Origin of the sequence: Phaeobacter sp. JH20_37 (genome assembly GCF_048056015.1) — a bacterium.
Lineage (GTDB): Bacteria > Pseudomonadota > Alphaproteobacteria > Rhodobacterales > Rhodobacteraceae > Phaeobacter > Phaeobacter bryozoorum.
Genome location: NZ_JAYMWW010000013.1, coordinates 370500 through 396668 on the forward strand (window position 1 = coordinate 370500; position 26169 = coordinate 396668).

The 26169-nt window shown below is 62.3% G+C and carries 23 protein-coding genes; 8 read left to right on the forward strand and 15 right to left on the reverse strand.

All coding sequences use genetic code 11. The features are described 5' to 3' along the window. Position 1: 1 nt before the first annotated feature. The 11 genes from lpxA to pyrH all read right to left on the reverse strand — a co-directional run bounded on the left by lpxA (position 2) and on the right by pyrH (position 10557). Positions 2-787 carry an acyl-ACP--UDP-N-acetylglucosamine O-acyltransferase gene (lpxA, locus tag VWZ87_RS06605; RefSeq protein ID WP_416536031.1) on the reverse strand — a complete coding sequence of 262 codons (786 nt, stop codon included), beginning with the start codon at positions 785-787 and terminating at the stop codon, positions 2-4. Positions 788-792: 5 nt separating this feature from the next. Further along, positions 793-1257, reverse strand: coding sequence for a 3-hydroxyacyl-ACP dehydratase FabZ (fabZ, locus tag VWZ87_RS06610; protein WP_340545449.1), 465 nt, complete (start codon positions 1255-1257; stop codon positions 793-795). 137 nt (positions 1258-1394) lie between these two features. Next, the gene (locus VWZ87_RS06615; RefSeq protein ID WP_416536033.1) at positions 1395-2045 is read right to left on the reverse strand and encodes an OmpH family outer membrane protein; all 651 of its coding nucleotides are present in this window, start codon (positions 2043-2045) and stop codon (positions 1395-1397) included. Between the two features lie 5 nt (positions 2046-2050). Further along, on the reverse strand, positions 2051-4447 hold the full coding sequence (gene bamA, locus VWZ87_RS06620; protein WP_416536035.1) for an outer membrane protein assembly factor BamA: 2397 nt from the start codon (positions 4445-4447) through the stop codon (positions 2051-2053). 125 nt (positions 4448-4572) lie between these two features. Then, on the reverse strand, positions 4573-4698 hold the full coding sequence (locus VWZ87_RS06625) for a hypothetical protein (RefSeq protein ID WP_340545446.1): 126 nt from the start codon (positions 4696-4698) through the stop codon (positions 4573-4575). 188 nt (positions 4699-4886) lie between these two features. After that, positions 4887-6236: an RIP metalloprotease RseP gene (gene rseP, locus VWZ87_RS06630; protein ID WP_340545445.1), complete on the reverse strand. Its 1350-nt coding sequence runs from the start codon at positions 6234-6236 to the stop codon at positions 4887-4889. Between the two features lie 4 nt (positions 6237-6240). Further along, the gene (dxr, locus tag VWZ87_RS06635) at positions 6241-7413 is read right to left on the reverse strand and encodes a 1-deoxy-D-xylulose-5-phosphate reductoisomerase (RefSeq protein WP_416536037.1); all 1173 of its coding nucleotides are present in this window, start codon (positions 7411-7413) and stop codon (positions 6241-6243) included. Next, positions 7413-8204 carry a phosphatidate cytidylyltransferase gene (locus VWZ87_RS06640; RefSeq protein WP_260103190.1) on the reverse strand — a complete coding sequence of 264 codons (792 nt, stop codon included), beginning with the start codon at positions 8202-8204 and terminating at the stop codon, positions 7413-7415. The genes dxr and VWZ87_RS06640 overlap by 1 nt, the downstream gene beginning before the upstream one ends. Continuing rightward, positions 8201-8959: an isoprenyl transferase gene (locus VWZ87_RS06645; RefSeq protein ID WP_416536039.1), complete on the reverse strand. Its 759-nt coding sequence runs from the start codon at positions 8957-8959 to the stop codon at positions 8201-8203. The genes VWZ87_RS06640 and VWZ87_RS06645 overlap by 4 nt, the downstream gene beginning before the upstream one ends. A gap of 9 nt (positions 8960-8968) precedes the next feature. Further along, positions 8969-9532, reverse strand: a complete 564-nt coding sequence (gene frr, locus VWZ87_RS06650) for a ribosome recycling factor (protein ID WP_340545441.1) — start codon at positions 9530-9532, stop codon at positions 8969-8971. 275 nt (positions 9533-9807) lie between these two features. Then, positions 9808-10557 carry a UMP kinase gene (gene pyrH, locus VWZ87_RS06655; protein WP_340545440.1) on the reverse strand — a complete coding sequence of 250 codons (750 nt, stop codon included), beginning with the start codon at positions 10555-10557 and terminating at the stop codon, positions 9808-9810. 145 nt (positions 10558-10702) lie between these two features. Here pyrH and miaA point away from each other — a divergent pair, with 145 nt between their 5' ends. From miaA to VWZ87_RS06685, 6 genes are all read left to right on the forward strand, one after another. Further along, positions 10703-11575 carry a tRNA (adenosine(37)-N6)-dimethylallyltransferase MiaA gene (miaA, locus tag VWZ87_RS06660; protein ID WP_416536041.1) on the forward strand — a complete coding sequence of 291 codons (873 nt, stop codon included), beginning with the start codon at positions 10703-10705 and terminating at the stop codon, positions 11573-11575. 306 nt (positions 11576-11881) lie between these two features. Beyond that, on the forward strand, positions 11882-12706 hold the full coding sequence (locus VWZ87_RS06665) for an AraC family transcriptional regulator (RefSeq protein WP_340545438.1): 825 nt from the start codon (positions 11882-11884) through the stop codon (positions 12704-12706). 410 nt (positions 12707-13116) lie between these two features. Further along, positions 13117-14787, forward strand: a complete 1671-nt coding sequence (locus VWZ87_RS06670) for an ABC transporter substrate-binding protein (RefSeq protein WP_340545437.1) — start codon at positions 13117-13119, stop codon at positions 14785-14787. Between the two features lie 139 nt (positions 14788-14926). Then, positions 14927-15979 (forward strand): ABC transporter permease, encoded by a 1053-nt coding sequence (locus tag VWZ87_RS06675; protein WP_416536942.1) that lies wholly within the window; start codon positions 14927-14929, stop codon positions 15977-15979. Between the two features lie 14 nt (positions 15980-15993). Beyond that, positions 15994-17436: an ABC transporter permease gene (locus VWZ87_RS06680; RefSeq protein WP_340545435.1), complete on the forward strand. Its 1443-nt coding sequence runs from the start codon at positions 15994-15996 to the stop codon at positions 17434-17436. Positions 17437-17538: 102 nt separating this feature from the next. Continuing rightward, positions 17539-19626 carry a dipeptide ABC transporter ATP-binding protein gene (locus VWZ87_RS06685; protein WP_416536045.1) on the forward strand — a complete coding sequence of 696 codons (2088 nt, stop codon included), beginning with the start codon at positions 17539-17541 and terminating at the stop codon, positions 19624-19626. 27 nt (positions 19627-19653) lie between these two features. Here the strand turns inward: VWZ87_RS06685 and VWZ87_RS06690 are convergent, their stop codons facing one another. Both VWZ87_RS06690 and VWZ87_RS06695 read right to left on the reverse strand, forming a co-directional pair. Then, on the reverse strand, positions 19654-20028 hold the full coding sequence (locus VWZ87_RS06690; RefSeq protein WP_340545433.1) for a hypothetical protein: 375 nt from the start codon (positions 20026-20028) through the stop codon (positions 19654-19656). Positions 20029-20320: 292 nt separating this feature from the next. Continuing rightward, positions 20321-20905, reverse strand: a complete 585-nt coding sequence (locus tag VWZ87_RS06695) for a lytic transglycosylase domain-containing protein (RefSeq protein ID WP_340545432.1) — start codon at positions 20903-20905, stop codon at positions 20321-20323. 342 nt (positions 20906-21247) lie between these two features. Between VWZ87_RS06695 and ssb the strand changes: the two genes are divergently transcribed. Both ssb and VWZ87_RS06705 read left to right on the forward strand, forming a co-directional pair. Next, complete coding sequence (gene ssb / locus VWZ87_RS06700; RefSeq protein ID WP_340545431.1) at positions 21248-21775, forward strand: single-stranded DNA-binding protein; 528 nt, start codon at positions 21248-21250, stop codon at positions 21773-21775. Positions 21776-22048: 273 nt separating this feature from the next. Continuing rightward, positions 22049-24271, forward strand: coding sequence for a methyl-accepting chemotaxis protein (locus tag VWZ87_RS06705; protein WP_416536047.1), 2223 nt, complete (start codon positions 22049-22051; stop codon positions 24269-24271). A 146-nt stretch (positions 24272-24417) separates the two neighbouring features. On the opposite strand, the gene aroB is transcribed toward VWZ87_RS06705, so the two are convergent. Next, positions 24418-25545, reverse strand: a complete 1128-nt coding sequence (gene aroB / locus VWZ87_RS06710; RefSeq protein ID WP_416536049.1) for a 3-dehydroquinate synthase — start codon at positions 25543-25545, stop codon at positions 24418-24420. After that, on the reverse strand, positions 25545-26135 hold the full coding sequence (locus VWZ87_RS06715) for a shikimate kinase (RefSeq protein ID WP_340545429.1): 591 nt from the start codon (positions 26133-26135) through the stop codon (positions 25545-25547). The genes aroB and VWZ87_RS06715 overlap by 1 nt, the downstream gene beginning before the upstream one ends. Positions 26136-26169: the final 34 nt, after the last annotated feature.

A 26169-nucleotide genomic window follows, 5' to 3' on the forward strand; every position in this document is an offset into this window, starting at 1 on the left:
CTCAGCCTCCCGGCGTCAGGAAAGAGCGGTCACTCTCGCCGGTAATGAAATCAACGATTTCCTGCACGTATTCGCTGTCGCTCTCTGCGCCAAGACGGCGCGCGCGCTCCTGAAACGTGCCCTCGCCCTGGGCCAGCATCTGAAAGGCCGCCCGCAGCGCGGTGATATCCGCACGCTGCACGCCCCGGCGTTTCAGGCCGACAAGGTTCAGCCCGTCCAGCTCACCGCGCGGCGCCTGCACCAGCCCGTAGGGAATCACATCATTGGTCACCATCGTGACCGCGCCGACAATGGCGCCGTGACCGATGCGCACCCATTGGTGAATGCCGGACAGGCCGCCGATGATGACGTCATCTTCCAGCACGCAGTGGCCCGCAACCGCAGCGGAATTCACCACGATCACACGATCTCCGATCTGCGCATCATGGGCGATGTGGCAGCCGGCCATAAACAAGCCGTCATCACCGATCCGCGTGATCCCGCCGCCGCCTTCGGTGCCGGCATTCACCGTCACATGCTCCCGGATGCGGTTGCGCTTGCCGATCACGGTCTTGCAGCGCTCGCCCTTGAACTTCAGATCCTGCGGAATCTCGCCCAGCACGGCAAAGGAGAACACCGTGGTATCCTCTCCGATCTCGGTATCTCCGGCGACGACCACATGGGATTTCAGCTCAACCCGGTCGCCGAGCACGACCTCAGGGCCAATCAGGCAGAACGGACCAATGACGCAATCGGCGCCAATCTTCGCCCCTTCTTCGACCACCGCGCTGGGATGGATCCGGGTCATCTGTGTCAATCCTTCTGCACGTCGATCATGGCCGAGAACTCGGCCTCCGCCGCAGTCTCACCATTGACGGTTGCAACACCCTTGAACTTGAAGATCTTGCCACCGGGCTTACCACGTGTGGTCTCCACCCGCATCTCCAGCACATCGCCGGGGATCACCTTGCGGCGGAATTTGCATTTGTCGATGTTCATGAAATAGATCAGCAGCTCGGTGTCGATCATATCCATGCCTACGCCCAGCATCACGCCCGCAGTCTGTGCCATCGCCTCGACGATGGTGACGCCCGGCATAATCGGCGTGCCCGGGAAATGGCCCTGGAAATGCGGCTCGTTCATGGTGACGTTCTTGATCCCGCAGGCCGAGGAATAGCCGTCGATCTCGACCACCTTGTCGACCAGCAGAAACGGGTAGCGATGCGGCAGGATCCGCTGGATCAGGTGAATGTCGGCGCTTTTCAGCTCGGTTGTCATTGCGGTTTCCCCGTTTTCTGAATGTTAGGTATGTCCTAGCAACTGCCCACAGCTTCGGCAAGCGGCAGACCCGGCGATGGCTGCACGGTCGGCGCCCTGCCTCCGCCTGAGGCAATCGCCAGCCGGGCGCGGTAAGCCTATTCGCCGGTGGCCTCGGGCAGGCTCTCACGCCCGTCGCCGAGCACTTCGTTCACCCGCGCAATCGCCAGATCGGTGACATCCGCGGCATCCGCGCTCAGAAACACGCTGGCGTGTTCCAGAATGGCCCCGGCCCCGGCTTCCAGCATGATCTGTTGCAGCACAGGCAGCGAAGCGGTGAAGAAATCACGCCGCGCATCTTCGCCGATCTGGTTGATATCGCGCAGTTTCTGATCCTGTTGACGACGGGTTTCCTGCACCTTTTTGTCAAAAGCATCGGCCAGAGCGCGAAACGCCGCAGGATCCATGCTGCTGCGGCGCTCGGTCAGCTCAAGTTCCTCTGCACGCAGCTCCGCCTCGATCCGGCGGTTTTCGGCCGTCAGGACCGCACCCTCGGCATCCAGTTCCTGGGAAACACGCTGACCAAAGGCGCTCTCGGCATAGAGCCGCTCGGACTGGATGGTCAGCAGCCCGGTCTGCGGTGCGCCCAGCTGCAATGTCTCGCCAAAGGCAAAGCCCGCCCCCGGCGACGCCGTCTCCTGCGCCATCGCAGGCAGCACCAGCAGCGGCAGCATCGCAAGCCCGCGCACAAAAGGCGCCAGCATCTCAGCCAGCGCCCCCGTGTGCCGTGTGTCCACAGCTCGTGTCATTGCGATCAGAACCGCGCCTGCAACGTCAAATCAAAGCTCTGCTCTTGGTCGAAGTCTTCTTTCTTCAGCGCCTTGGAGAAATTGAACCGCAAAGGACCAAATCCGGTTGTCCACAACAGCGAGAAGCCGACCACATGACGGTACGACCCGCCGCGCCCGACAATATTGCTGCCCGCCGCGCCGGTATCGGCATTGTTCAGACCCCAGAGGTTGCCCACATCATAGAACAGACCGCCACGCAGGCCGATCTCTTCTGGCAGGCCCAGCGGGAATTCCGCATCGAAGCGGGCCGCCGCGTAATAGTTGCCGCCGAGGAAGTCGTTATAGGTCCCGCCTGCGCCATTGGGCGACTGGTCCCGTGGACCGATACCACCCGGTTCAAAACCACGCAGGATATTGGGCGACAGGACAAACCGATCAATGGAGCGGCTGAAGCCATCCCCCTGCCAAGCAAAGGCGCCTGCCTCGATCGTTGCCCGCAATGTCACCTCTTCGTTGAAGACACGACGCTGGGCGATGATCTTTGCGGTGGTGCGCAGATACTCGGAATCCCCGCCAAGCCCGGCATAATCGGCCCCAACCTGGAACAGATAGCCCGAATTCGGATCCAGTCCGTTCAGGCGGCTGTCAACAGTATAGGTAAAGCCGATGGAGCTGGCGTTGATCGCACCCTGGTTGATCTCGCTACGAACCACAGGACCGGCCAGCGGGATCCCGGCGGAATCATCACCACGGGTGATCATCTCATCCTCATCCCAGGTGTACCGGATCTGAAGGCTGCTGTTTTCCGAGGTTTGGAAGGTCAGCGCGGGCGAGAAGAACGCACGTTTGGTGTCGTAAAGCGCAAAGCTGGAATCCGTCTCAGACAGACCCAGATCCAGATCGAGACGCAGGTCGCGCCCCAGAAGATAGGGCTCGGTGAAGCCAAGCGTGTATTCCTCGGCGTCCTGAGCGGTCGAGATATTGAACGAAAGGCGCTGCCCCCGACCAAGGAAGTTATTCTCCGACAGGCCGATGCTGAGACCGAAGCCATCGTTGACCGAGTAGGCACCACCAAGGCTCAGCGCACCCGTAGGCTTTTCCTCGACGTCCACATCGACAACCACCTCACCGGCGCTGCTGCCTTCGCGCACGTCCACCTCGGCGGTTTCAAAGAACCCCAGCGCACGGATGCGTTCAGCGCTTTCGCGGATTTCGCGCGGATTGAACGGGTCGCCCTCGACGGTGCGGAACTGCTGACGGATCACCCGGTCCAGCGTGGTTGTGTTGCCTTCGATGTCGATCCGCTCAACGAACACGCGCGGACCACGGGTCAGCACAAAATCCACGTCCAGCGTCAGCTCGCGATCATTGCGGCTGATCCGCGGCTCGGCCCGCAGGAAATCAATCCCCTTGCGGATCGCATATGTTTCCAGGCGCCGGATGGCATTTTCCACCACGCTCGGCGAATAGGTTACCCCGGGGCGGACCCTCAGAACCTTGCGGAACTCATCGGCGTCAGCTTCCGACATCTCGCTGGTGACCGAGATTTCGCCAAACTCGAACTTCTGGCCCTCGCTGATATCCACCACCAGGAAGGCGGCGTCGCGTTCTTCGGTTACCTCGGCATTGGTGCTGTTGATACGCACGTCAACATAGCCGCGCGACAGGTAGAAATCGCGCAGCACCTGCTTGTCGAATTCCAGACGGTCCTCGATCAGCGTATCGGCGCGGATGAAGGTGCGCAGCAGACCGGCCTGTTTGGTCTCCAGCACGCGGCGCAGACGCCGATCGGAATAGACGCGGTTGCCGATGAAGGACACGCGCTCGACCTCGATGGTGTCACCTTCGGAGATTTCGAACACCAGATCGACACGGTTGTCGCTGCGCCGGATGATCCGCGGTGTCACGGTTGTGGCCAGACGTCCCTGTGCACCATAGGCTTCGGCCAGATTGGAGGCATCACGCTCGGCGACCGTGGGGTTGAACACCCGGCGCGGCGCCGATTCGATCAGCTCGGCCATGGCATCGTCCTTGATGCGGCGGTTGCCTTCAAAGCTGATCTTGTTGATGGTCGGAAATTCGGTGACCTTGATCACCAGCGTATTGCCCTGCGGAACAATCTCGACGCTTTCGAATACGCCGCTGTCCAGAATGCGCTGATAGGCATCGTTGAGCTGCCCGGCGCTCACCGATTTGCCCCGCTCAATGCCGGTATAGGCCACAATTGTTGAGGTCTGGATGCGTTGATTGCCCTCGACCTGAACGTTTGTGAAACTATAACTCTGCGCCACTGCGAACTCTGGCGTCAGGACAAATCCCAAGGCAACAGCCAGCGCTACAGCAGATGCGTTTCTATACAAAATATGGGCACCTAATTTGCGCCCCCCACAGGATCTACCTGTGTGCTTCCCCCGAACCATCAGTCAAAACCCGATTTTTTTACAGCTTAATCCGTGCGTATCGGGTTTATCAGCGCTTGTCAAAAACAACAAAAAGGCGCGCGGGAGGACCCCACGCGCCAGATTGCTTGCAACAGGTTGAAAACTCAGAGACTGCCGATCCAGGCCCCAGCCACCAGCGCTCCCAAAATCGTCGCCACAGACATGGCGCGGTCCCAGTTCAGGCGCATAAAAAGACCCAATCCCGTATTGGTAATATGCAGGCTGCTCATGGCGTCCACTCTCCCGTTTATCTAAAAAAAGATCCCACATCCGCCACAACCGCGCCGCGATCTGCGGCACCGCTGCCCACCGGCGGCTTACCAAAGGATTAACAGGGGAATGTGGCGACAGTTTGGCGCGCCCTGCTGCTGCGGGATCTGCCGACCAGCCGGATCGTGGCCGGTCGGCAAGAAAGCGCCTAGCAGAAGATATCGTTGAAAAGCGCAAACATCATCAGGCTGAGGATGGCGGAGATGCCAACCGCCATCAGTACCCGCATCACCGCATCATTCGGCGGCTTACCGGTCACCGCCTCATAGGCGTAGAACATCAGATGCCCGCCATCCAGCGCCGGGATCGGGAACAGGTTCAGCAGGCCAACGGCAGTGGAGAGCACGGCGATAAACCGAATGAAGCTGGCCGCCCCCTGGCTTGCCATCGCACCAGAGGTCTCGGCAATGCCAATCGGACCCGACAGGTTGCAGGTGCTGATCGCACCGGTGATCATATGTTTCAGCCCGGAAAGCGACATTTCGACCACGCCCCAGACCTGCGCCGCGCCACCGCCAAGCGCCTCTCCAAGGCCCAGGCTCTCGGTCGCAGGCTCAAACGCCAGACCACCGACAATGCCCATACGCCAGCGGGTGGCAAAGCCACCATCCGCCTGCGGCTCATCCACACGGCGGGGCGCCAGAGCCATCTCGAACTCTTCGCCAGCGCGCCAGACCTTCAGCAGCAACACCTTGCCCTCGGCGCTTTCAACCGCACGTTTCAGCTGGTCAAAGGCAAAGATCGGCGCGCCGTCCACGGCGGTGATCACATCGCCCGGCTGCAGGTCGATGTCAGACGCGGCACTGCGCGGTGCCACGCCACGCACATGCGGCGGCCAGGGATACGGTCCTTCGACCTCGGTCTGCTGGCCGTCGCGCAGCACGGTATAGGTTAGAGGCTGCTGTTCCGGCACCGCATCGCGGAAGGCCGCAAAGGCGGTGTTATCCTCCAGCGAGGGAACATCGACACCGTTGATCTGCAACAGCGCGTCACCTTCGCGCAGGCCGGTTTGCAGCCCCGGCAGCGGCACCAGCCGCTCCACCGTCAGCGGATCGCGCATGGTGCCCTGCACCATGAAAACACCGGCAAAAATCAGCGCGGACATGATGAAGTTGAACACCGGCCCCGCCGCGACGGTGGCCGCCCGCGCCCAAAGCGGCGCGCCGTGCATCGTGCGCCGCAGCGCCACCGGATCAGCCGCCGCATCCGCCATTGCCGCGCTATCCTTGCCCGAGGCCGCATCCGCATCACCAAGGAACTTCACGTAGCCACCAAACGGCAGCAGCGCCACCTGCCAGCGGGTGCCGCGCTTGTCCACCCGCGAAAACAGCACCGGACCGAATCCCAGCGAGAAGACCTCGGCATGGATCCCGGACCAGCGCCCGACGATGTAATGGCCATATTCATGCACAGCCACGATCACCGACAGGGCCACCACAAAGCTGGCAATCACATAGAGATACCCGCCAAACTGCGGAAGAAAGGAGACGAGATCCAAGGGCTTACCTTACATATTTCAAAATTGCATTGTCGGCGTCCATACGGGCGAGATGGTCGGTCCGGCGCACCGTATCAAGTGTCATTGCCTCATCTAGCCCGCGATCTGCACTGTCAAATTGATCCAGCACCCGCGCCACCACCTCGGCCATGTCCAGAAAGCCGATGCGCCCGGCGATGAAATGATCCAGCGCCCGTTCCTTGGCGGCATTGAACACCGCCCCCATCAGCCCGCCCCGCGCCATCACATCATAGGCCAGCCGCAATGCCGGATAGCGCGCGGGATCAGGCGCCCGAAACGTCAGCTGCGCCAGCCGCGCCAGATCCAGCCGCTCCACCGGCAGCTCGCGCCGTTCGGGCCAATGCAGCGCATAACCAATGGCATGGCGCATATCCGGCGCGCCGAGATGCGCCATCAGCGCACCGTCGCGAAAACCGACCAGCGCGTGAACGATGGATTCAGGATGCACCACCACTTCGATCTGGTCTGGATCGACGCGAAAAAACTCACGGGTCTCAATAACTTCCAGCGCCTTGTTGAACATGGACGCACTGTCGATAGTGATCCGCTGGCCCATGTCCCAATTGGGATGCGAGGAGGCCTGTGCCACCGTGGCGGTCTTCAGCTGCTCCAGCGGCCAGTCGCGAAACGCCCCGCCAGAGGCGGTGATCACCACACGTTCCACCGCCGCGATGTCTTCACCGACCAGCCCCTGAAACACCGCCGAATGTTCGCTGTCCACGGGCAGGAGCCGCGCATTATGGCTGCGGGCGGTCTCCAGCAGCAGCGCTCCGGCGCAAACCAGCGATTCCTTATTCGCCAGCGCCAGAGTCGCGCCCTGCTTCAGCGCCTCGAGCCCCGGAGCAAGGCCAGCCGCGCCGACAATCGCCGACATGACCCAATCCGCAGGTCGCGACGCCGCCTCGACCAGCGCCGCCTGCCCGGCGGCCGCCACGATGCCCGAACCGTCCAGGGCGGCCCGCAGCTCCGGCAGCTTGTCATCATAGGCGGTCACGGCGATATCGGCACGCAGCGCTCTGGCATCCTGTGCCAGCTGGGCAATATTGGCGCCACCGGTCATCGCCACCACATTGTAGTCACCGGGGGCCCGCCGGATCAGGTCAATCGTATTCTGACCAATGGATCCGGTGGCCCCGAAAATCGAGATCTTGCGCATCAGATCGTCCCGCCGGGCAAACCCCACAGGCTGAGTACCAGCAGCACCATGGCCGCCGCGCCCAGCATACCGTCAAAGCGGTCGAACAGCCCGCCGTGGCCCGGGATCAGGCCGCTGGAATCCTTCACAGCCATCTTGCGTTTCAGCGCGCTTTCGGCAACGTCACCGGCCTGGCTGGCCATGGAGACCAGCACCGACAGCAGCACGACGCCAAAGCCAAGCCCGCCCTGCACCGCAAAGACCGCACCAACAGCTGCGGCCGCGATCCAGCCCGCAGAGGTGCCGGACCAGGTTTTCTTCGGGCTGACACGCGGCCAGAATTTCGGCCCGCCAAAGGTCTTACCGGCGAAATAGCCCGCAATATCCGTGGCCACCACAACCGAGATCAGCCAGATCATCCAATCCAGCCCCAGCGCGCTGCGCATCCAGATGAACGCATAGGCCGCGAACAGCACCCAAAGCGCGAAACCGATGTAAATGCCCCGGCGGATGTCGATGGCCAGCGCGCCCAGCACCGCCGGTATCAGCAGCAGGCCAAGCGCCCAGCCGCCGCCCATTAGCGCTGCGGCCAGCACCGCCCCCATCGACAGGACGCCGAGCGGCAGCGCCAGCCCCTGACGATCAGGCACCACCATGCGCAGCAATTCCCAGATCATGCCACCACAGGCCGCCGCGATCAGCAGGTCAAACACCACGCCCCCGCGCCATACAGCCCAGCCACCCACGACGATCATCACGATGGCGGAGATCACCCGCGGCATCAGATCGGCCCAACGTCCCGCGGCGCTCATGTCTTCACCGCGCCAAACCGGCGATCCCGCTGCCCGTAGCTGCGGCACAGCCGGTCCATCTCGTCGGCGGTGAAATCCGGCCACAGCGTGTCGATGAACTCATATTCCGCATAGGCCGACTGCCACAGCAGAAAGTTGGAGATCCGCGCTTCACCGCTGGTGCGGATGACCAGATCTGGATCGGGCAACACATGGGTATCGAGATAACGTGGCAGGGTTTCCTCATCCACATCCGCAGGGTTCAGGCGCCCCGCTGCCACATCCTCGGCCAGCCGTTTGGTGGCCCGCGCCACCTCGTCACGGCTGCCATAATTCAGCGCGATGGTCAGGTGGGTACCGTCATTGCAGGCGGTCTCCTGCTCCAGCTGGTCCATCAGCGCGACCAGCTTTTTGTCCAGCCGCACCCGGTCCCCGATGAAACGGACCCGGACATTGCGCTGCGACAGCGCTTTCATCTCCTTGGAGATATAGCGGCGGAACAGGCTCATGAGGCCTGCGACCTCCACCTGTGTGCGCTTCCAGTTCTCGGTCGAGAAGGCAAAGATGGTGAGGTATTTCACCCCCAACGCGGGGCAGCATTCCACCACCTCGCGCACCCGTTTGGCGCCCGCGTGGTGACCGAACAGACGCGGACGGCCCCGCGCCTGCGCCCAGCGGCCATTGCCATCCATGATGATGGCAACATGTTTCGGGCCGCGTTCCGGTGCGGGGTCGCTCTCATCCGGCGCCAGGACGGTGTCTGTGCTCTGTGACATAAGCAGGTGTCAGACCTGCATAATTTCGGCTTGTTTGGTTTCCAGAGCCGCGTCGACAACCTTAATCATCTTGTCGGTCAGCTCCTGAACTTCGCCTTCCCAGAGCTTCTGGTCGTCCTCGGACATGCCGTCGGCCTTGGCTTTCTTGATCTGGTCCATCCCATCGCGGCGCACATTGCGGATCGACACCCGCGCGTGCTCGGCATACTGGCCGGCCACTTTGGTCAGCTCGCGGCGACGTTCTTCGTTCAGCTCGGGGATCGGCAGCATGATGATGGTGCCATTTAGCTGCGGGTTGATGCCCAGACCGGATTCACGGATGGCTTTTTCGACCTTGCCGACCAGCGCCTTGTCCCAGACGTTGATGGTGACCATGCGCGGCTCCGGCACGTTGACGGTGCCAACCTGGTTGATCGGCGTCATCGAGCCATAGGCGTCCACCATCACGGGCTCCAGCATCGAGGCGGAGGCACGACCGGTCCGCAGCGACGCGAATTCGGTTCTGAGATTGGCCATGGCACCATCCATGCGGCGCTGTAGATCATCGGTATCGAGAATAAAATCGTCAGACATTCTGCTCTCCCCTGACTTGAGGCGGTGTTTGCATTGCTCATAAGACATTGGTGCGGCGTTGTATAGCGATCTTGCCGCAGATTTGAAGCGGCCACAGGCAGGGTTCTGCCCTTCTCCGGGACGGCCCGGCACCGCAGCCGGTCAGCCGCCGCCGCACAAGACCCGCCGCCAGCGCCGCGCGCCACATGAAAAAACCGCGCGCCGGATCTCGATCCGGGCGCGCGGCTCATTGTGCATGTGGCAAGGGCAAGTGCGCCCCGCCCCCCCCGGCGCGGTTAGCCGTGAACCTTCGTGTAGGTCCCCTTGCCCGCCAGAATGCCCCGGAAGCCGCCCGGCTCATCCAGCGGGAACACCATCAGCGGCAGGTTGTTGTCGCGCGCCAGCGCAATGGCCGAGGCATCCATCACCTTCAACCGCTTGGCCAGAACCTCGTCGTAGCTGATGGTGTCATAACGCACCGCGTCGTCATGCTGCGCGGGATCCTTGTCATAGACACCATCGACGCCATTCTTACCCATAAAGATCGCCTCGCAGGCCATCTCATTGGCGCGCAGCGTGGCCGCGGTATCGGTGGTGAAATAGGGGTTGCCGGTGCCTGCGGCAAAGATGCAGACCCGTTTCTTTTCAAGGTGACGCACGGCGCGGCGGCGAATGTAGGGCTCGGCCACCTCATCCATGCGAATGGCCGAGATCACCCGGGTAAAGACGCCCAGACCTTCCAGCGCCGACTGCATCGCCAGCGCATTCATCACCGTGGCCAGCATCCCCATGTAGTCGGCCGTTGTCCGCTCCATCCCCTGGGCCGAGCCGGACAACCCGCGGAAGATATTGCCGCCGCCGATCACCATGCAGATCTCCACGCCCATGTCGCGCACGGATTTCACCTCCTGCGCGATGCGCTGGACGGTCGGCGGATGCAGGCCAAACCCCTGGTCCCCCATCAGCGCCTCGCCTGAGATTTTCAGCATCACACGTTTATAGGTTGCCGCCGGCGTGGCCTCCGGCTGATCGTTTGTAAGGGGCATGTTGCGCTCCGGAATATGACGGGGTTAATTTGCGCGCAAAATGAAGCAAATCGGCGGCAGGATCAATGCGGCCTGAGATGTTTTTGGCGCCCCACCGCAGCAACGCCCCGCGCGCCGCAGAACATCCAAAGAACAGGACGCCCGCATGACCACCGCAACCCAGCTGCCAGACATCCCGCCGCACCAGCCGGTGCTGATCGCCGGGCCAACCGCCTCCGGCAAATCGGCGCTGGCGCTTCAGATCGCCGAAGCTCAGGGCGGCGTGATCGTCAATGCCGATGCCAGTCAGGTCTATGACTGCTGGCGGGTGATCACCGCCCGCCCCTCGCCCGAGGAAGAGGCGCAGGCCCCGCATCTGCTCTATGGCCACCAGCCTTATGACGCCGACTATTCCGTCGGGCATTGGCTGCGCGAGGTACTGCCGCTGCTGGACCACGGCCCCCGTCCGATCATCGTCGGTGGCACCGGGCTTTATTTCAGCGCCCTCACGCAGGGCCTTGCGGAGATCCCTGCCACCCCGGCCGAGGTCCGGGCGCAGGCCGATCTGCTGTCGCTTGAGGATATGCGCGCGGCGCTGGATGCCGTGACGGCTGAGCGGATCGACCTTCTCAATCGCGCCCGGGTGCAGCGCGCCTATGAGGTGCTGACTGCGACCGGTCGTGGCCTGGCCGACTGGCAGGCCGAAACACCGCCGCCGCCGCTGCCGCTGGATCGCTGCACCGCGATTGTTTTTGACACCGACAAGGACTGGCTCGAAGCGCGCATCCGCCGCCGCTTTGATGCGATGATGGAGGCCGGTGCGATGGAGGAGATTGCCGCCATGCAGGATCGCTATGATCCCGCGCTGCCCTCCTGCCGCGCAATTGGCGTGCCGGAGCTGATGGCGCATTACCTGGGCGAGATGACCGAGGCGGAGGCGCGCGAGCGGGCCTCGGTTGCGACCCGGCAGTTTGCCAAACGTCAGCGCACGTGGTTCCGCGCGCGAATGAAGCAGTGGACGCCCTACCGTCCGGCCTGAGGGCCGTCCGAACAGCCTCGAAAACACCGTCTGAACGCCGCCTTGGTACTGCCCGGCACCCCGGCTTGCGTCCGGTCGATAGCGCTTTCGCTGGCCAGAATGACATCGGCGGCACAGTGCGCGGAACAGATGTGGACAAAATGTCCAGATGACCGCGCGTCATACGCACATTGTTGCCCAAACCCCATGCAGAGACCTGCAATTCTATTAAATCCTTAAGCATTTTTCGGCAAAAACTTGCCAGAATCAATTTTTCATGTCCATTTGCGCCAACCGAAAATACGAGCATCACATATCAACCAGCCTATGCCTTTTGACCCCACCCATATCGGCGAGATCACAGTCGCACCGCTGTCGCAGCTGACTCCCGATGGGCCTTGGCAGGTCGAATTGGCACATGACCGCCCCGAAAATCTGCTGATCTGGATCACCCGTGGCCAGGGGCGGGTCTTTCTGAACGGGCAGCAGCGTGGCTTTGGCCCCAACAGCGCCATCTTTGTTCCGGCCGGGACCCTGTGGTCGCTGGAGCTGGGTCGGCAGTGCATCGGCCAGGTCATGAATGTGCCCACCTCGACCCCGATGGATTTCCCCGATGCCGCCGACACGCTGCGCATCCCCGATGCTCAGGATCAGGCGGTGATCAACAGCATGTTCCAGGCCATGCAGGCCGAACAGCAGGATCGCCCCGCGCTGTGGTATCGCGCGATGCAGGCCCATGGCACGTTGATCGCAATCCACATCCGCCGCCTGATGGCGGAACGCAGCAGCACCAGCGGCAAACCCACCGCTGCCCAGCGGCTGGCTCAGGGCTATTGCGGGCGCATTGTCGAATGCTATGCCCAACATGCCAGCATGGCCGATCATGCCGCCGCGCTGAATGTGACGCCGACACATCTGACCCGCGTCTGCAAATCCGAAACCGGCAAGACGGCGGGCGCCCTGCTGACCGAGCGCCAGCTGCACGCGGCGCGCAGCCTGCTGATCAACTCTGAATTGCCGATGCGCGATATCGCCTCGACCCTCGGTTTTGGCAGCGCCGCCTATTTCACCCGCTTCATCACCCAGCACACCGGTGAAACCCCAAGCCGTCTGCGCAAACAGGCGCGCGAAAAGCTGAAACGCGCCGCCTGAGATATCAGGCCGCACCAGATCTCCGCCGCACCGTGTCCACCGGGGGCGCAGCGGCGCCGCGCCTGCGCGCCTGCACCACCTCGCGCCGAATTCCCCAGCCCCTGGACCGCGCTAAACGTCCACGAGTCACCCCGGCGACAGACGCGCGGCCTTCCGGCTGACTGTGCACATATGCCCAGTACTAAAACTTTCGGACTGGCCTCCCTTGGGGAAAAACACAAAACCGACACCAACAATGTCGCAAAAGTCATGTGAAACGTCGACTTCTTACATTGACCTCACCCGCGATCTGGGGCCGAATGATCAAACGGGGAAACAATCTTTGAACACAGCACCTCAAACGGCGCCAGCCAGCTCAGATGGCCCGCCGTTCCAAAAGCGAAAACTTGCGGTGCAACAGGGAGAGCTACATGACAAAAGACACCATCACCGGGACCGATATCCACCCGGCGGCAAAGATGTATGCGACAGAAACCCTTGCTGGGAAGATGGATCGACGCGAATTCATGGTCCGCGCCACCGCGCTTGGCGTCAGTTCGGCTGCGGCATACGGCCTCCTTGGGCTTGACGCCCCTGTTCAGGCCGCAGGTCATGAACAGACCGGCGGCACCCTGCGCATGCAGATGGAAGTGCGCGCCCTGAAGGATCCGCGCACCTATGACTGGGCGCAGATCGCAACCTTTACCTCCGGCTGGCTGGAATTCCTGGTCGAATACAACAGCGATGGCTCCTTTGAGCCGCTGCTGCTGGAAAGCTGGGACGTCAACGAAAACGCGACCGAGTTCACCCTGCATGTCCGCAAAGGGGTGAAGTGGAACAATGGCGACGATTTCACCGCAGAGGACGTGGCCCGCAACATCACTGGCTGGTGCGACAAGAGCGTCGAGGGCAACTCGATGGCAGGCCGTATGGCGTCGCTGATCGACGCGGAGACCGGCCAAGCCGCCGAAGGCGCCATCACCGTTGTCGACAGCCATACCGTGCTGCTGAAAACCAACACCCCGGACATCACCATCATTCCGGGGATGGCTGATTATCCCGCGCAGATCACCCATGCCAGCCATACCGGCGACACCATGCTGGAGAACCCCATCGGCACCGGCTACATGCTGCCTGAGTCGATGGAAGTCGGCGTGAAAGGCGTCCTCGTACGCAACGAAGACCACGAATGGTGGGGCACCGCAGCGGGCAAAGGCGGCTATCTGGACCGGATCGAATTCATTGATTACGGCACCGATCCGGCGTCGTTCCTGGCGGCCTATGAGGCCGAAGAAATTGATATGAACTGGGAATCCGTGGGGGAATACGTCGATATCTTTGACGGCATCGGCCTGAACCGCTCGGAAATCGCCTCCGGCTTCACCATCGTGATCCGCCCCAACCAGCTGGCCGAGGTCAACGGCACCAAGCCCTATGCCGACAAGCGCGTGCGCCAGGCGATTGCCATGGCGGTGGACAACACCGTCTGCCTTGAACTGGGCATGTCCGGCTATGGCATTCCGGCAGACAACTGCCATGTCGGCCCGATGCACCCCGAACACGACCCGACTGTGACGCGGCTGCCGTTTGACCCGGCCAAGGCCAAGGCGCTGATGGAAGAGGCGGGCATGCTCGACTATGAGCACGAGCTGCACTCCATCGACGACGACTGGCGCCGCAACACGACCGACGCGGTCGCAGCTCAGCTGCGTGACGCGGGCTTCAAGGTCAAACGGACCATTCTGCCCGGCTCGACCTTCTGGAACGACTGGGCGAAATACCCGTTCAGCTCCACCAACTGGAACCACCGCCCGCTCGGCACCCAGGTTCTGGGACTGGCTTACCGCTCCGGCGAAGCCTGGAACGAAGCCGGTTTTGCGAATGAAGAGTTCGACAGCCTGCTGGCCGAAGCCAACGCACTTGCAGATGTCGATAAACGGCGCGAAGTCATGGCCAAGCTACAGGCCATCATGATTGACGAAGGCGTTACCATCCAGCCCTTCTGGCGGACCGCCATCCGCCACCACACCGACAATGTGGTCGGCGTCGACAAGCACATCGCCGATCTGCCCCAGATCTACAAATGGGCTTTCAAGGCCTGATCTGACACAGCGGGCCGCGCCGCACGGCGCGGCCCAAAGCTTCTGGCCGCAAGAAAACGCTCAATAGCCAGGCAGGCCGCCGACTGCGGCCTGACCATTGGCCTAACTCAAGGCGTACAGCCACCAACGGGAGCATTCCATGGGACTGTTCATCCTCAGGCGTGTCGGGATCATGATCCTGACCGCGCTCTGCCTGACCTTCACCGTCTTCACGCTGACCAATCTCTACCCGAACCTTGAAAAACTCGCCAAGACCCAAGGCAACTTCCGCATGTCGGACGAGGCGGTTGCCAGCTGGCTGGAAAAGGGAGGGTATCTGCAACCGATGCCGGTAAAATACGGCCAATGGCTGGGAGTGCTGCCGGGCTGGACCACGGTGACAGATGAGGGGACCACAGGGCGCTGCATCACCGGGGTTCAACCCGCCGAAGAGGCAGCCGCCGCCCCACGTTTCTGCGGCATTCTTCAGGGCGACTGGGGCCATTCGAGCGTTTTCAAGGATGATGTCAGTTCCATCATTGCAACGCGCCTTGGCAATACCGGTTTTCTGATGATGTGGGTTCTGATCCTGATGGTGCCCTCGGCGCTCTTGATCGGGATCCTGGCCGGGATGCGCGAAGGCTCGGTCACGGACCGCACACTGTCAACCGCCTCGATCCTGACCACGGCAACCCCGGAATATGTCTCCGGTGTGATCTTCATGGCGGTCTTCACCTCCTCTGCCGTTGGCTTGAAATGGTTCAAGGGCACAGCAAATTCGGCGATGGTCGACGCCAATTTCGAAAACTTCTTCCTGCCGGTAATGACCATCGCCCTTTATGGCATCGGCTACATCGCCCGGATGACCCGCGCCTCCATGACCGAGGTGATGACCGCACAGTATATCCGTACCGCCCGGCTCAAGGGCGTCAGTTTTCCAAAAATCGTCATGCGTCACGCGCTGCGGAATGCGCTGATCGCCCCCTTCACGGTGATCATGCTGCAGTTTCCCTGGCTGCTGAACGGCGTGGTGATTGTCGAGACCCTGTTCAACTACAAGGGCTTCGGCTGGGCGCTGGTCGAGGCGGCTGGCAATAATGACATCGAACTGCTCTTGGGGATTTCGGTGGTCTCTGTCGTTGTCGTGCTGCTCACGCAGCTGATTTCCGACATTGGCTATGTCTATCTCAATCCCCGTATCCGGATTTCCTGAAGGAGGAACGCAGCATGGACCCTCTCAGCTGGACCGGAAGTCTTGCCTTTCTGAACCCGGTGCTGATCCTTGCCCTTGTGGCACTGGCGCTCTGCATCATTGCCTGGCTGGTGCTCAGCATCGTCACGGTCAGCCCGACAACAATGATCAACGCCCATGGCAGCGCCGGTCTCGCGACCACACCCGATGTGCTGGCCGGCAGGGCGGTGCGCCTCAGCTTTCTTGCGGTGATCGGACTGATCCTGATCTATATCCTCTTCGGCGTGCTGTTTGGCGCCAGCGGCGGCATCGTCGGTGCCATGGCGCGGCTGCTGCTCCCGGTCTGGATCGCGCTGGTGGTGCTGTTTGCGGTGTCGATGACCTTCAAGCGGCGCCTAGGTCTTTATGGCAAGCTGTTCGACAGCCCAATCGGTATGATCGGCTTTGCGCTGGTGATGTTCTGGGTCTTTACCGGTGTGCTGGGCGCGATGGATCTGATCTCACCGCACGACCCGCTGACCCAGGTCAGTGGCCTCAAGAACAAGCTGCCCGGCACCCCCCTGCCCGGCGCCGAGGCCGACAGCGGCATTGCGGCCTGGTATCTGCTTGGCGGTGACAACCTGGCACGCGACGTCTTCAGCCGCCTGATAGATGGCGCCTGGGTGGTGGTGCAGATCGCGCCGCTGGCCACGGTGTTTGCCTTTATGGTGGGGATCACGCTGGGGCTGCCTGCGGGCTATTACGGCGGCCTGTGGGACACGGTGCTGTCCTTCCTCGCCAACCTGATCCTGGCCTTCCCGGTGATCCTGCTGTTCTACCTGCTGGTCACCCCGGAGATCATCGCAACCGGGCTGCCTCAATATATCGCCGTGGTGCTCTTTGCCTTTCCGCTGATCTTTGTCGGGGTGCTGATCCACTCGCGCTTCCGCACCCGGCCGCAGCACAGCGCGCTCTGGCTGGCCGTCGTGCTGATCCCGGGCCTGCTGGGCTATCTGTCGCTGATCAATGAGGCGGGATCCAAGATCACCTTCTGGCCGCTCGATCTCTTTGACGTGCCGGGCGGTATTCTGGTGGTCTTTGTCTCGGTAGTCTTTGTCAATTCGCCCACCGTGTTCCGCATCGTGCGCGGGCTCACCATGGACATCAAGACCCGCGACTATGTCGCCGCCGCCCAGACCCGGGGGGAACGGCCCTGGTACATCATGCTGTGGGAAATCCTGCCCAATGCGCGCGGGCCGCTGATCGTCGATTTCTGCCTGCGCATCGGCTACACCACCATCCTCCTCGGCACGCTGGGCTTTTTCGGACTGGGCCTGCCACCGGAAAGCCCTGACTGGGGCAGCACCATCAACGACGGGCGCAAGCTGCTGTCGGTCTACCTGCACCCGCCGCTGCCGCCGGCCCTGGCGCTGCTGAGCCTGGTTCTGGGGCTGAACCTCCTGGCCGATGGCCTGCGCGAAGAAAGCCTGCGCGATTGATCCGAACCGGTCGGACCGGGGGCCAGCCCCCGGACCCCCGGGATATTTTGGGGCCAGAAGAAGGGCAGACCACCCTTCCAGCTCCAACAGGGAGATAAGACGATGAACAAACTGGCAGATTATGACGGCCCGATCCTGGAAATCGACAAGCTGTCGATCTCCTTTTTCACCCGGTTGCGCGAAATTCCGGCGGTGATGGATTTCTCCGTCACCGTGCAGCCCGGCGAGGCGGTGGGGCTGGTCGGGGAATCGGGCTGCGGCAAATCCACAGTGGCGCTTGGCGTGATGCAGGATCTGGGCAAGAACGGCCGCATCACCGGCGGCTCCATCAAGTTCAAGGGCCGCGATCTGGCGGAAATGAGCGCCGAAGAGCTGCGCGATGTGCGCGGCAATGAGATCGCGATGATCTATCAGGAGCCGATGGCCTCGCTCAATCCGGCGATGAAGATCGGCAAGCAGCTGATGGAAGTGCCGATGATCCACGAGGGCGTCAGCAAGGAAGAGGCCTATCGGCGCGCGCTGGAGGTGGTGAGCGATGTCCGCCTGCCCGACCCTGAGCGGATGCTGAATTCCTTTCCGCATCAGCTGTCGGGCGGCCAGCAGCAGCGTATCGTGATCGCCATGGCCTTGATGTCGAAACCGGCGCTGCTGATCCTGGATGAGCCAACCACCGCGCTCGACGTGACGGTGGAGGCCGCCGTGGTCGAGCTGGTGAAGGATCTGGGCAAGAAATACGGCACCTCAATGCTGTTCATCAGCCACAACCTCGGGCTGGTGCTGGAAACCTGCGACCGGCTCTGTGTGATGTATTCCGGCGAGGCGGTGGAGCGCGGCTCCATCCATGATGTCTTTGACGAGATGCAGCATCCCTATACCCAGGCGCTGTTCCGCTCGATCCCGCTGCCCGGCGCGGATAAGAATGCCCGCCCCCTGGTGGCGATCCCCGGCAATTTCCCGCTGCCCCACGAACGCCCGCCCGGCTGCAACTTTGGCCCGCGCTGCGACTATTTCGTGGCCGGGCGCTGTGATGCCCAGGATATTCCGATGGCAGCCGTCCATGGCAACGACCGCCACCACACCCGCTGTCTGCGCCATGATGAAATCGACTGGAACGCCCCGATTGCCGCCGCTGTGCAAAAGGAAAAACCCGAGGTCGGCAAGGTGGTCCTGAAAATCGACAATCTGCGCAAATATTACGAGGTCTCGGCCAATGCGCTGTTTGACAGCGGCGCGCGCAAGGTGGTGAAGGCCAATGAAACCCTGAGTTTCGAGGCCCGAGAGAGTGAGACCCTGGCCATCGTCGGCGAGAGCGGCTGCGGCAAATCCACCTTTGCCAAGGTGCTGATGGGGCTGGAGACGGCGACCGATGGTGCCATCGAACTGGATGGCAAGAATATCGAAGCCACCCCGATCGAACAGCGCGACACCCGCACGGTGTCCGATGTGCAGATGGTGTTTCAGAACCCGTTCGACACGCTGAACCCCTCGATGACCGTGGGCCGTCAGATCATGCGGGCGCTGGAAATCTTTGGCATCGGCGACAGCACGGCGGCGCGCCGGGAGCGGATGCTGGAGCTGCTGGATCTGGTCAAGCTGCCGCGGGCTTTTGCCGACCGGATGCCGCGCCAGCTGTCAGGCGGGCAGAAACAGCGCGTCGGCATTGCCCGCGCCTTTGCCGGTGGCGCCCGCATCGTGGTGGCGGATGAGCCGGTCTCGGCGCTGGATGTCTCGGTGCAGGCGGCGGTCACCGATCTGCTGATGGAAATCCAGCGCAAGGAGAAGACAACGCTCCTGTTCATCTCCCACGACCTCAGCATTGTGCGCTATCTCAGCGACCGGGTGATGGTGATGTATCTCGGCCATGTGGTGGAACTGGGCACCACCGATCAGGTCTTTGCCCCGCCCTATCACCCCTATACGGAGGCGCTGCTGAGCGCCGTGCCGATCGCCGATACCTCGGTTGAGAAACGCCATATCGTGCTGGAAGGCGATATTCCCTCGGCGATGAACCCGCCGCCCGGCTGCCCGTTTCAGACCCGCTGCCGCTGGAAGTCGAAGGTGGCCGATGGGCTCTGCGAACGCGAGGTTCCGCCGGTCCGCATCCTTGCGGGGGGCCATCAGGTGAAATGCCATCTCGACGATGCCGAACTGGCCCAGATGGAACCGGTGATCAAAATCGCCGCCGAGTGATCGGCGGTCAGGGCGCCTGGGAAACGATTAGCCCAGCAGCAGCATCACGATGATCAGCAGGTTCATCGAGGCAAACTGCATCAGTCGCGGCATATCGTGGCGGCGCAGCACAGCATAGGCGGCCAGCGCAATAGAGGCCGCCGCCCCGGCGAGAGAGGCGCCGCCGATCAGCAGCCCGATCTGGCCGGTATTGGGTCCCCAGGGCGCGCCGGGCGTATAGATCCCCTTGAGGCCGACACCGATCAGTATGCCCAGAATGGCGCCCGCCAGCGTGAACTCCACGCCGCGGATCGCCAGCGGTGCGCGGTCGGCAATCACACTGTCAACGATCTGCGGCGACGGGCCGGACTGGGGCTGCCATTGCATCTGATTCAGGCGTTCGTCGAAGCGTTTGAAAGACACCGGGATATTCCTCTTCTGAAGCTTCCGATTAGTTGCCAAGAGATTAAGGCAACTTTCTGGCAGTCAGACGGAGTTAACGCGGCATTAAGGAAGATTATCAGCGTATTAATGCCGATCCCCCGGACGATCGGCAAGCTGCTGCCGAAACTGCGTAGAATTTCAGATTTGAAGCTCAGATTTCAAACAGAGAAAACACGCAGACCCCCGGTCAATTGCGCCCCCAGCGCGCAGGCCCGGCGTGGTCAGGCTGCTGCGCGACGGTCACCCTGGCGCAATCCCCTGCCGGAGGGGCTTAGCTGCCCCAGATCTTCTTCACGTAGTTCTGGGTCTCGCGGTAGGGCGGCACACCGCCATGTTTGCGCACCGCTTCGGGGCCTGCGTTATAGGCCGCCAGCGCCAGCCGCCAGGATCCGAACTTGCGGTACTGCCGGGCGAGATAGCGCGCGCCACCTTCCAGGTTCTGCCTGGGATCTGTGGCATCCACCCCAAGCGCCTTGGCGGTGGCGGGCATCAGCTGTGCCAGCCCCAGCGCGCCCTTGTGGGATTTTGCCGTCGGGTTCCAGCCGCTTTCCTGCTGCACCAGTCGCAGAAACAGATCCTCCGGCACGCCGTGTTTCTGCGCCGCGGCCCGCGCAATGTTCAGATACTGGCCCCGATATTTGCCACTATACGGCAGGCTGCCGTGTTTGGAGGGCGTATGGATGGTGGGCGGTTGCAGGCGGATCGAATTCTTGTACTGCCCGGCAGCGCGCTCATCCAGAACCCGCGCGTGCGAGGCAAACAGCTTGCGCTGGCTCTTTGTGCTGAACATATCTGCCGTTGCCATCTGGCCCGATACAACACCGGCCAGCGTGACCCCCACCAACAGCCTACGCATAAAACGCCCTGCCCTGTCCCTGTTTTTCCGTATCCTGGATTGCGCGAAACTATATCCGGATTGACTAAAAAGAAAAGAACCTTCGCGTTTCCTGCGGCTGCGGCCGGTGATGCGGGCGCCTCTCGCGCAAAATATGAGGATGACCTCAGATATCGCGGCCAGCCGACTTTCATGTGGCGACCCGGAGCGGTAGTGTGGCCGCCAACCCGGCGCGACCAGATTCGGACCGGACAGATTTCATACCCCGACGGGGCCCGCCGAAACCGCTGAGCTGGAGGGGTAGACCACCCGGCTTTTGCTGATTTTCGCGACTCCGAACGACCAGACCAAGAGGACAGACCCATGGCAGGCTCAGTCAACAAAGTAATCCTGATCGGCAACCTCGGCCGTGATCCCGAAGTGCGCAGTTTCCAGAACGGCGGCAAGGTCTGCAACCTGCGGATCGCAACCTCCGAAACCTGGAAAGACCGCAACACCGGCGAGCGTCGCGAAAAAACCGAATGGCATTCGGTCGCGATCTTCTCCGAAGGTCTGGTGCGCGTGGCAGAACAATATCTGCGCAAAGGCTCCAAGGTCTATATCGAGGGCCAGCTGCAAACCCGCAAATGGCAGGACCAGAGCGGCCAGGACCGCTATTCGACAGAGGTGGTCTTGCAGGGCATCGGCGGCACGCTGACCATGCTTGATGGCCGCAACGAAGGCGGCCAGGGTGGTGGCAGCGGCTATGGTGGCGGTCAGGGCGGCGGCAGCTATGGCGGCGGCGGTGGCTACGACAGCGGCCCCAGCGGCGGCGGTCAGGGCGGCGGCTTCGGCGGCGGCAACCAGGGCGGCGCATCGCATAATATCGACGATGACGAGATCCCGTTCTAAAGGCGAATCACAGTCACGAACCGGCGCCAAAAGCCCGGTCGACTGGTGTTTTTCCTGCGCAGACCTCCATCGGTCTGCGCATTTTTTTTTGCAAAACCCTTAGTTCCCATAGCGATAGCGGCGGCGATTGATCCCAGCCAATAACCAGCAAAACAAGGCGATTTTGAATTCATCTTTTATCTAAAATCTCTATCGGGCGATAAAATACATATTCTATTAGCACCTCGAACCTACGGTTTTGCGGACCGATAACGTTAAGCCGGAGCGTAGAGTATGATCAGCCGACTGTTGCAGCGTATGTCCATCCGGGCAAAGATTATGACCCTCATCGGGTTGCCTCTCCTTATTATTATCGGGATATCCGGCGCGGTGCTGTACACGCTGAACAAACGGGCGAGTTTCGACACCACGCTGACCCGGGACATCATGCTGACCGCGAGCGAGCTGGTTCATAATCTACAGCTGGAGCGCGGCATGTCTGCGGAGTTCCTCGCCACCGAGGCGACCGCGCTCCCTGCCCGGCTGGAAACCCAGCGCCAGACATCGCAGGAGTTGCGCGAGCATATGCTGGAGGTGATCGAAACCGCCGATCTGTCACAGTTGCACGACAACACGCGTGTCTTCGTCAGTCTCGCCCATGACGAGCTGGAAGCCCTGGATGACATGCGCCTCAAGATCGCGGATCGGGCCATCAGCGCGCCGGAAGCGGTCGAATTCTACAGCAAACTAAACCTCCACCTGCTGGAAACCGCCCTTGCCTTTGAGGTGTTGGTCCACGACACCGAACTGGCCGAGCGTGCGATGGCCTTTACCTATTTTCAGATGGCCAAAGACGCCTATGGCATCCAGCGTGCGGTCGGTGCCCAGGGCTTCGCCAACGGCTGGACCGAAAACCTGCAATCACGGATGCTCATTTCCTATATGCAGTCAAAAGAACGCATGCGCGTTTTCCATGAGCTGTCCGACAGCGAAAGCGTCGAGCTTTTTGACGGTCAGGCCGCAGGCGAAACCTATCAGGCCTTTGCGAATATCCGGTCGGATGTGCTCGCCGGTCGCGCCCCTCAGGACCTGACCGCCGAGGAGTGGTTCGAGATCGCCACCAACGCGATTCAGATTGTCAAAGAGGTCGAAACCGAGATCCGCGATCAGCTGATGGCCGATTTCGAGGCTTTCGACAGGTTCAACAACAATGCCTTCTACCAGACGTTGGCTGGCCTCTCCTTTGTGATCGTGGCGATAAGCCTGGGCGCGCTGGTGATGGCCCGCGATATCGCAGGCGGGGTGCGGATGGTAACCACCGCGCTGGAGCGCATCAGCTCCGGTGAGCTGGAGATCGACATCTCCGGCAAATCGCGCAAGGACGAGATCGGCAATATCGCGCGACAGGCCGAAATCCTGCGCGGTCACGCCCTCGAAAAACGCGCGGCCGATGATCATCTGGACCGCGCGATGGCCGAACAGAAACTGGTCTCCGACGCCATCGCAGAAGCGCTGAGCCAACTCAGCAACAAGGTGCTGGTCTACCGTCTGAAAGACCATTTCCCCGAAGATTTCAAAAGCCTGCGCATGGATTTCAACGAACTGGCCGCCTCGCTACAGGATGCGATGAGCACCGTCCGCAGCGCCGCCCTGTCGGTTGGCGACGACAGCCAGACCATTGCCGCCAATATGGATGATCTGTCCCGGCGCACCGAATCGCAGGCCGCCGCGCTCGAACGCTCCACCCATGCCATGAACGAGATCACCACCAGCGTTGGCGAATCCGCCAGCAACGCCAAGGAGGCCGAGACCATTGCCGGCACCACTCAGGACAAGGTCAACGATTGCGAAGAGATCGTTCAGAAAACGGTGACCGCGATGGAGGAGATCCGCGCCTCCTCCGACGAGATTTCCCAGATCACCAAGGTGATTGAGGATATCGCCTTCCAGACCAATCTGCTGGCGCTCAATGCCGGGGTCGAGGCGGCGCGCGCCGGTGAGGCCGGCCGTGGCTTCGCCGTTGTCGCCAGCGAGGTGCAGCGGCTGGCACAGCGCTGCTCCGATGCGGTGTCGCAGATCGACGAAATCACCGCCCGCAGCTCGGCGCAGGTCAATACCGGATCCAGCCTCGTCGGCTCTGCCGGCAGCGCCATGTCCGAGGTCAGCACCCAGGTGAGCGCGATTTCCGAATTGATCGTCTCGATTGCAAAGGGGCTGGAGACCCAGTCGACCCAGCTGAGCGAGGTGAACCACGCCGTCGGCGAGATGGAACAGATGACGCAGACCAATGCCGCCATGACCGAGGAGACCACCGCCTCGGCCACGCAGCTGTTCCAGCAGGCACGCGAGCTGAACACGATGATCGGCGCCTTTCAGCTGGAAGGCACAGCAGCCCCCGCCTCAGCGCAGGAGGAGCACAGCGACGCGGAGATGGCGGCGCAGATGGCCGCCGCCGCCGAGCATGACGCCGCAGATATCGAAGCTGGCGTTGACGACGACGAATCCTGGGTCGCCTGATCCTCAGGCCAGCCAGCCAGGTCAGATCCTCATCCGGCATATGACACAGCCCCCGCCATGGCAGGGGCTGTCGTCAGTTGAACGGCGTGCCGAGCAGCGCGCCGTCACGTCGGGATCAGGTCTGGCCAGCGCCGCCGCTCAGGCCGTCACCGCTGCGCCAGCGCCTCGCGCAGCACCTCCAGCACCGCCTCCGGCGGCACGTCCCCGGTGACAAAAGCATGGCCGATGCCGCGCGCCAGAATGAACCGCAGCTGGCCATCGACCACCTTCTTGTCCTGCCCCATCAGCGCCAGCAGCGCCTCGGCATCCGGCAGGTCGCCGGGGATATCGGCGAGGTCGGTCTTCATCCCCATCGCCTTCAGATGCGCCCGCACCCGGCTGGGGTCTTCCTGGCTGCACAGGCCCAACCGCGCCGACAGCTCAAATGCCAGCGCGCAGCCGATCGCCACCCCTTCGCCATGCAGCAGCCGGTCACCATATCCGGTGGCCGCCTCCAGCGCATGACAGAAGGTATGGCCAAGATTAAGCAGCGCGCGGTCGCCCTGTTCGGTCTCGTCACGCACCACGATATCGGCCTTCATCTGCACCGAGCGGGTCACCGCCTCCACCCGTGCCGCGCGCGCACCGGCCGCCAATGTCGGCCCCTGCGCCTCCAGCCAGTCGAAAAACGCCGCATCCCCCAGCAGCCCGTATTTGACCACCTCGCCATAGCCGGCCAGAAAATCGCGCGGCGTCAGCGTGCTCAGCAGCGCGGTATCCGCCAGCACCAGCGAGGGCTGATGAAAGGCCCCGATCAGGTTCTTGCCCTGCGGCGCATTGATGCCGGTCTTGCCGCCGACGGAGCTGTCGACCTGCGCCAGCAGCGACGTCGGGATCTGCACAAACCGCACCCCGCGGCGCAACACAGCCGCCGCAAACCCGGCCAGATCGCCGATGACGCCGCCGCCAAAGGCGATGACGATGTCATTGCGCTCGACCTTCTGCTCCAGCAGCCATTCCACCGCGCGGCTGAACTGCGGCCAGCCCTTGGTGCTTTCTCCGGGGGGCAGCGCCAGCGCCGCCATCTCGATCCCCGCCTCCGCCAGCCCGGCCTGCAAGGCCTCCAGATGATGCGCAGCCACCGTCTCATCGGTCAGCACCGCCACTTTCGGACGGCGCAGCAATGGTTGCAGCCGCGCGCCCACATCCGCAAGAAGATCCGGCCCGATCACCACGTCATAGGCCCGCTCGCCCAGGTCGACATGCACAACCCGTTCCAAGCTGAACTGCACCATCATATCCACTCCAGCACGTCCGGGCGGGCGCGCAGCGCCTCGATCACCCGGTTCACCATTTCATCTATCGACGCCTGCCCGTCCGACACCACGGTCAGATCCGCCTGCGCATAATAAGGCACCCGTTCATGATAAAGCGCCGACAGCGTCGCATGGGGATCCTTGGTGCGCAGCAGGGGCCGCGTGTCGCGGTGTTTGACCCGGTTCCACAGCACCTCAAGATCCGCATTCAGCCAGATCGCAACCCCGCGTTCGGAGATGATCCTGCGGTTTTCCTCGGCCAGGAACGCACCGCCGCCGGTGGACAGCACGCCACGCTCCTCATCCAGCAGACGCCGGATCACCTGGCGCTCCTTCTGCCGAAAGAACGGCTCGCCATCGCGGGCAAAGATTTCGGGAATGGTGCGGTTGGCCGCGGCCTCGATTTCGTGATCGCTGTCCAGAAACGGGGCCTTCAGACGGGCAGCAAGGGCCCGGCCCACGGCCGTCTTCCCTGCCCCCATCATCCCCACCATGACGATGGTCTTCTTCAGCGCTCCGGGCACCCGGCGGTCACCCGCGCCACTGAGTGTTTGCTCTTTTTCGCTCATTCTTCAGTGAATGACGTGATATTGCTAAAAAGGC

Excerpts from the sequence above, each read along its gene's own strand:
- VWZ87_RS06640 (WP_260103190.1), bottom strand. The coding sequence starts at position 8,204 with ATGAGCGCCGCGGGACGTTGGGCCGATCTGATGCCGCGGGTGATCTCC.
- fabZ (WP_340545449.1), bottom strand. The coding sequence starts at position 1,257 with ATGACAACCGAGCTGAAAAGCGCCGACATTCACCTGATCCAGCGGATC.
- VWZ87_RS06665 (WP_340545438.1), top strand. The coding sequence starts at position 11,882 with ATGCCTTTTGACCCCACCCATATCGGCGAGATCACAGTCGCACCGCTG.
- VWZ87_RS06645 (WP_416536039.1), bottom strand. The coding sequence starts at position 8,959 with ATGTCACAGAGCACAGACACCGTCCTGGCGCCGGATGAGAGCGACCCC.
- VWZ87_RS06680 (WP_340545435.1), top strand. The coding sequence starts at position 15,994 with ATGGACCCTCTCAGCTGGACCGGAAGTCTTGCCTTTCTGAACCCGGTG.
- VWZ87_RS06685 (WP_416536045.1), top strand. The coding sequence starts at position 17,539 with ATGAACAAACTGGCAGATTATGACGGCCCGATCCTGGAAATCGACAAG.
- pyrH (WP_340545440.1), bottom strand. The coding sequence starts at position 10,557 with ATGCCCCTTACAAACGATCAGCCGGAGGCCACGCCGGCGGCAACCTAT.
- VWZ87_RS06625 (WP_340545446.1), bottom strand. The coding sequence starts at position 4,698 with ATGAGCAGCCTGCATATTACCAATACGGGATTGGGTCTTTTTATGCGC.
- VWZ87_RS06695 (WP_340545432.1), bottom strand. The coding sequence starts at position 20,905 with ATGCGTAGGCTGTTGGTGGGGGTCACGCTGGCCGGTGTTGTATCGGGC.
- bamA (WP_416536035.1), bottom strand. The coding sequence starts at position 4,447 with ATGGTTCGGGGGAAGCACACAGGTAGATCCTGTGGGGGGCGCAAATTA.
- VWZ87_RS06715 (WP_340545429.1), bottom strand. The coding sequence starts at position 26,135 with ATGAGCGAAAAAGAGCAAACACTCAGTGGCGCGGGTGACCGCCGGGTG.
- ssb (WP_340545431.1), top strand. The coding sequence starts at position 21,248 with ATGGCAGGCTCAGTCAACAAAGTAATCCTGATCGGCAACCTCGGCCGT.
- VWZ87_RS06615 (WP_416536033.1), bottom strand. The coding sequence starts at position 2,045 with ATGACACGAGCTGTGGACACACGGCACACGGGGGCGCTGGCTGAGATG.
- VWZ87_RS06670 (WP_340545437.1), top strand. The coding sequence starts at position 13,117 with ATGACAAAAGACACCATCACCGGGACCGATATCCACCCGGCGGCAAAG.
- frr (WP_340545441.1), bottom strand. The coding sequence starts at position 9,532 with ATGTCTGACGATTTTATTCTCGATACCGATGATCTACAGCGCCGCATG.
- miaA (WP_416536041.1), top strand. The coding sequence starts at position 10,703 with ATGACCACCGCAACCCAGCTGCCAGACATCCCGCCGCACCAGCCGGTG.
- VWZ87_RS06675 (WP_416536942.1), top strand. The coding sequence starts at position 14,927 with ATGGGACTGTTCATCCTCAGGCGTGTCGGGATCATGATCCTGACCGCG.
- VWZ87_RS06705 (WP_416536047.1), top strand. The coding sequence starts at position 22,049 with ATGATCAGCCGACTGTTGCAGCGTATGTCCATCCGGGCAAAGATTATG.
- lpxA (WP_416536031.1), bottom strand. The coding sequence starts at position 787 with ATGACCCGGATCCATCCCAGCGCGGTGGTCGAAGAAGGGGCGAAGATT.
- dxr (WP_416536037.1), bottom strand. The coding sequence starts at position 7,413 with ATGCGCAAGATCTCGATTTTCGGGGCCACCGGATCCATTGGTCAGAAT.
- aroB (WP_416536049.1), bottom strand. The coding sequence starts at position 25,545 with ATGGTGCAGTTCAGCTTGGAACGGGTTGTGCATGTCGACCTGGGCGAG.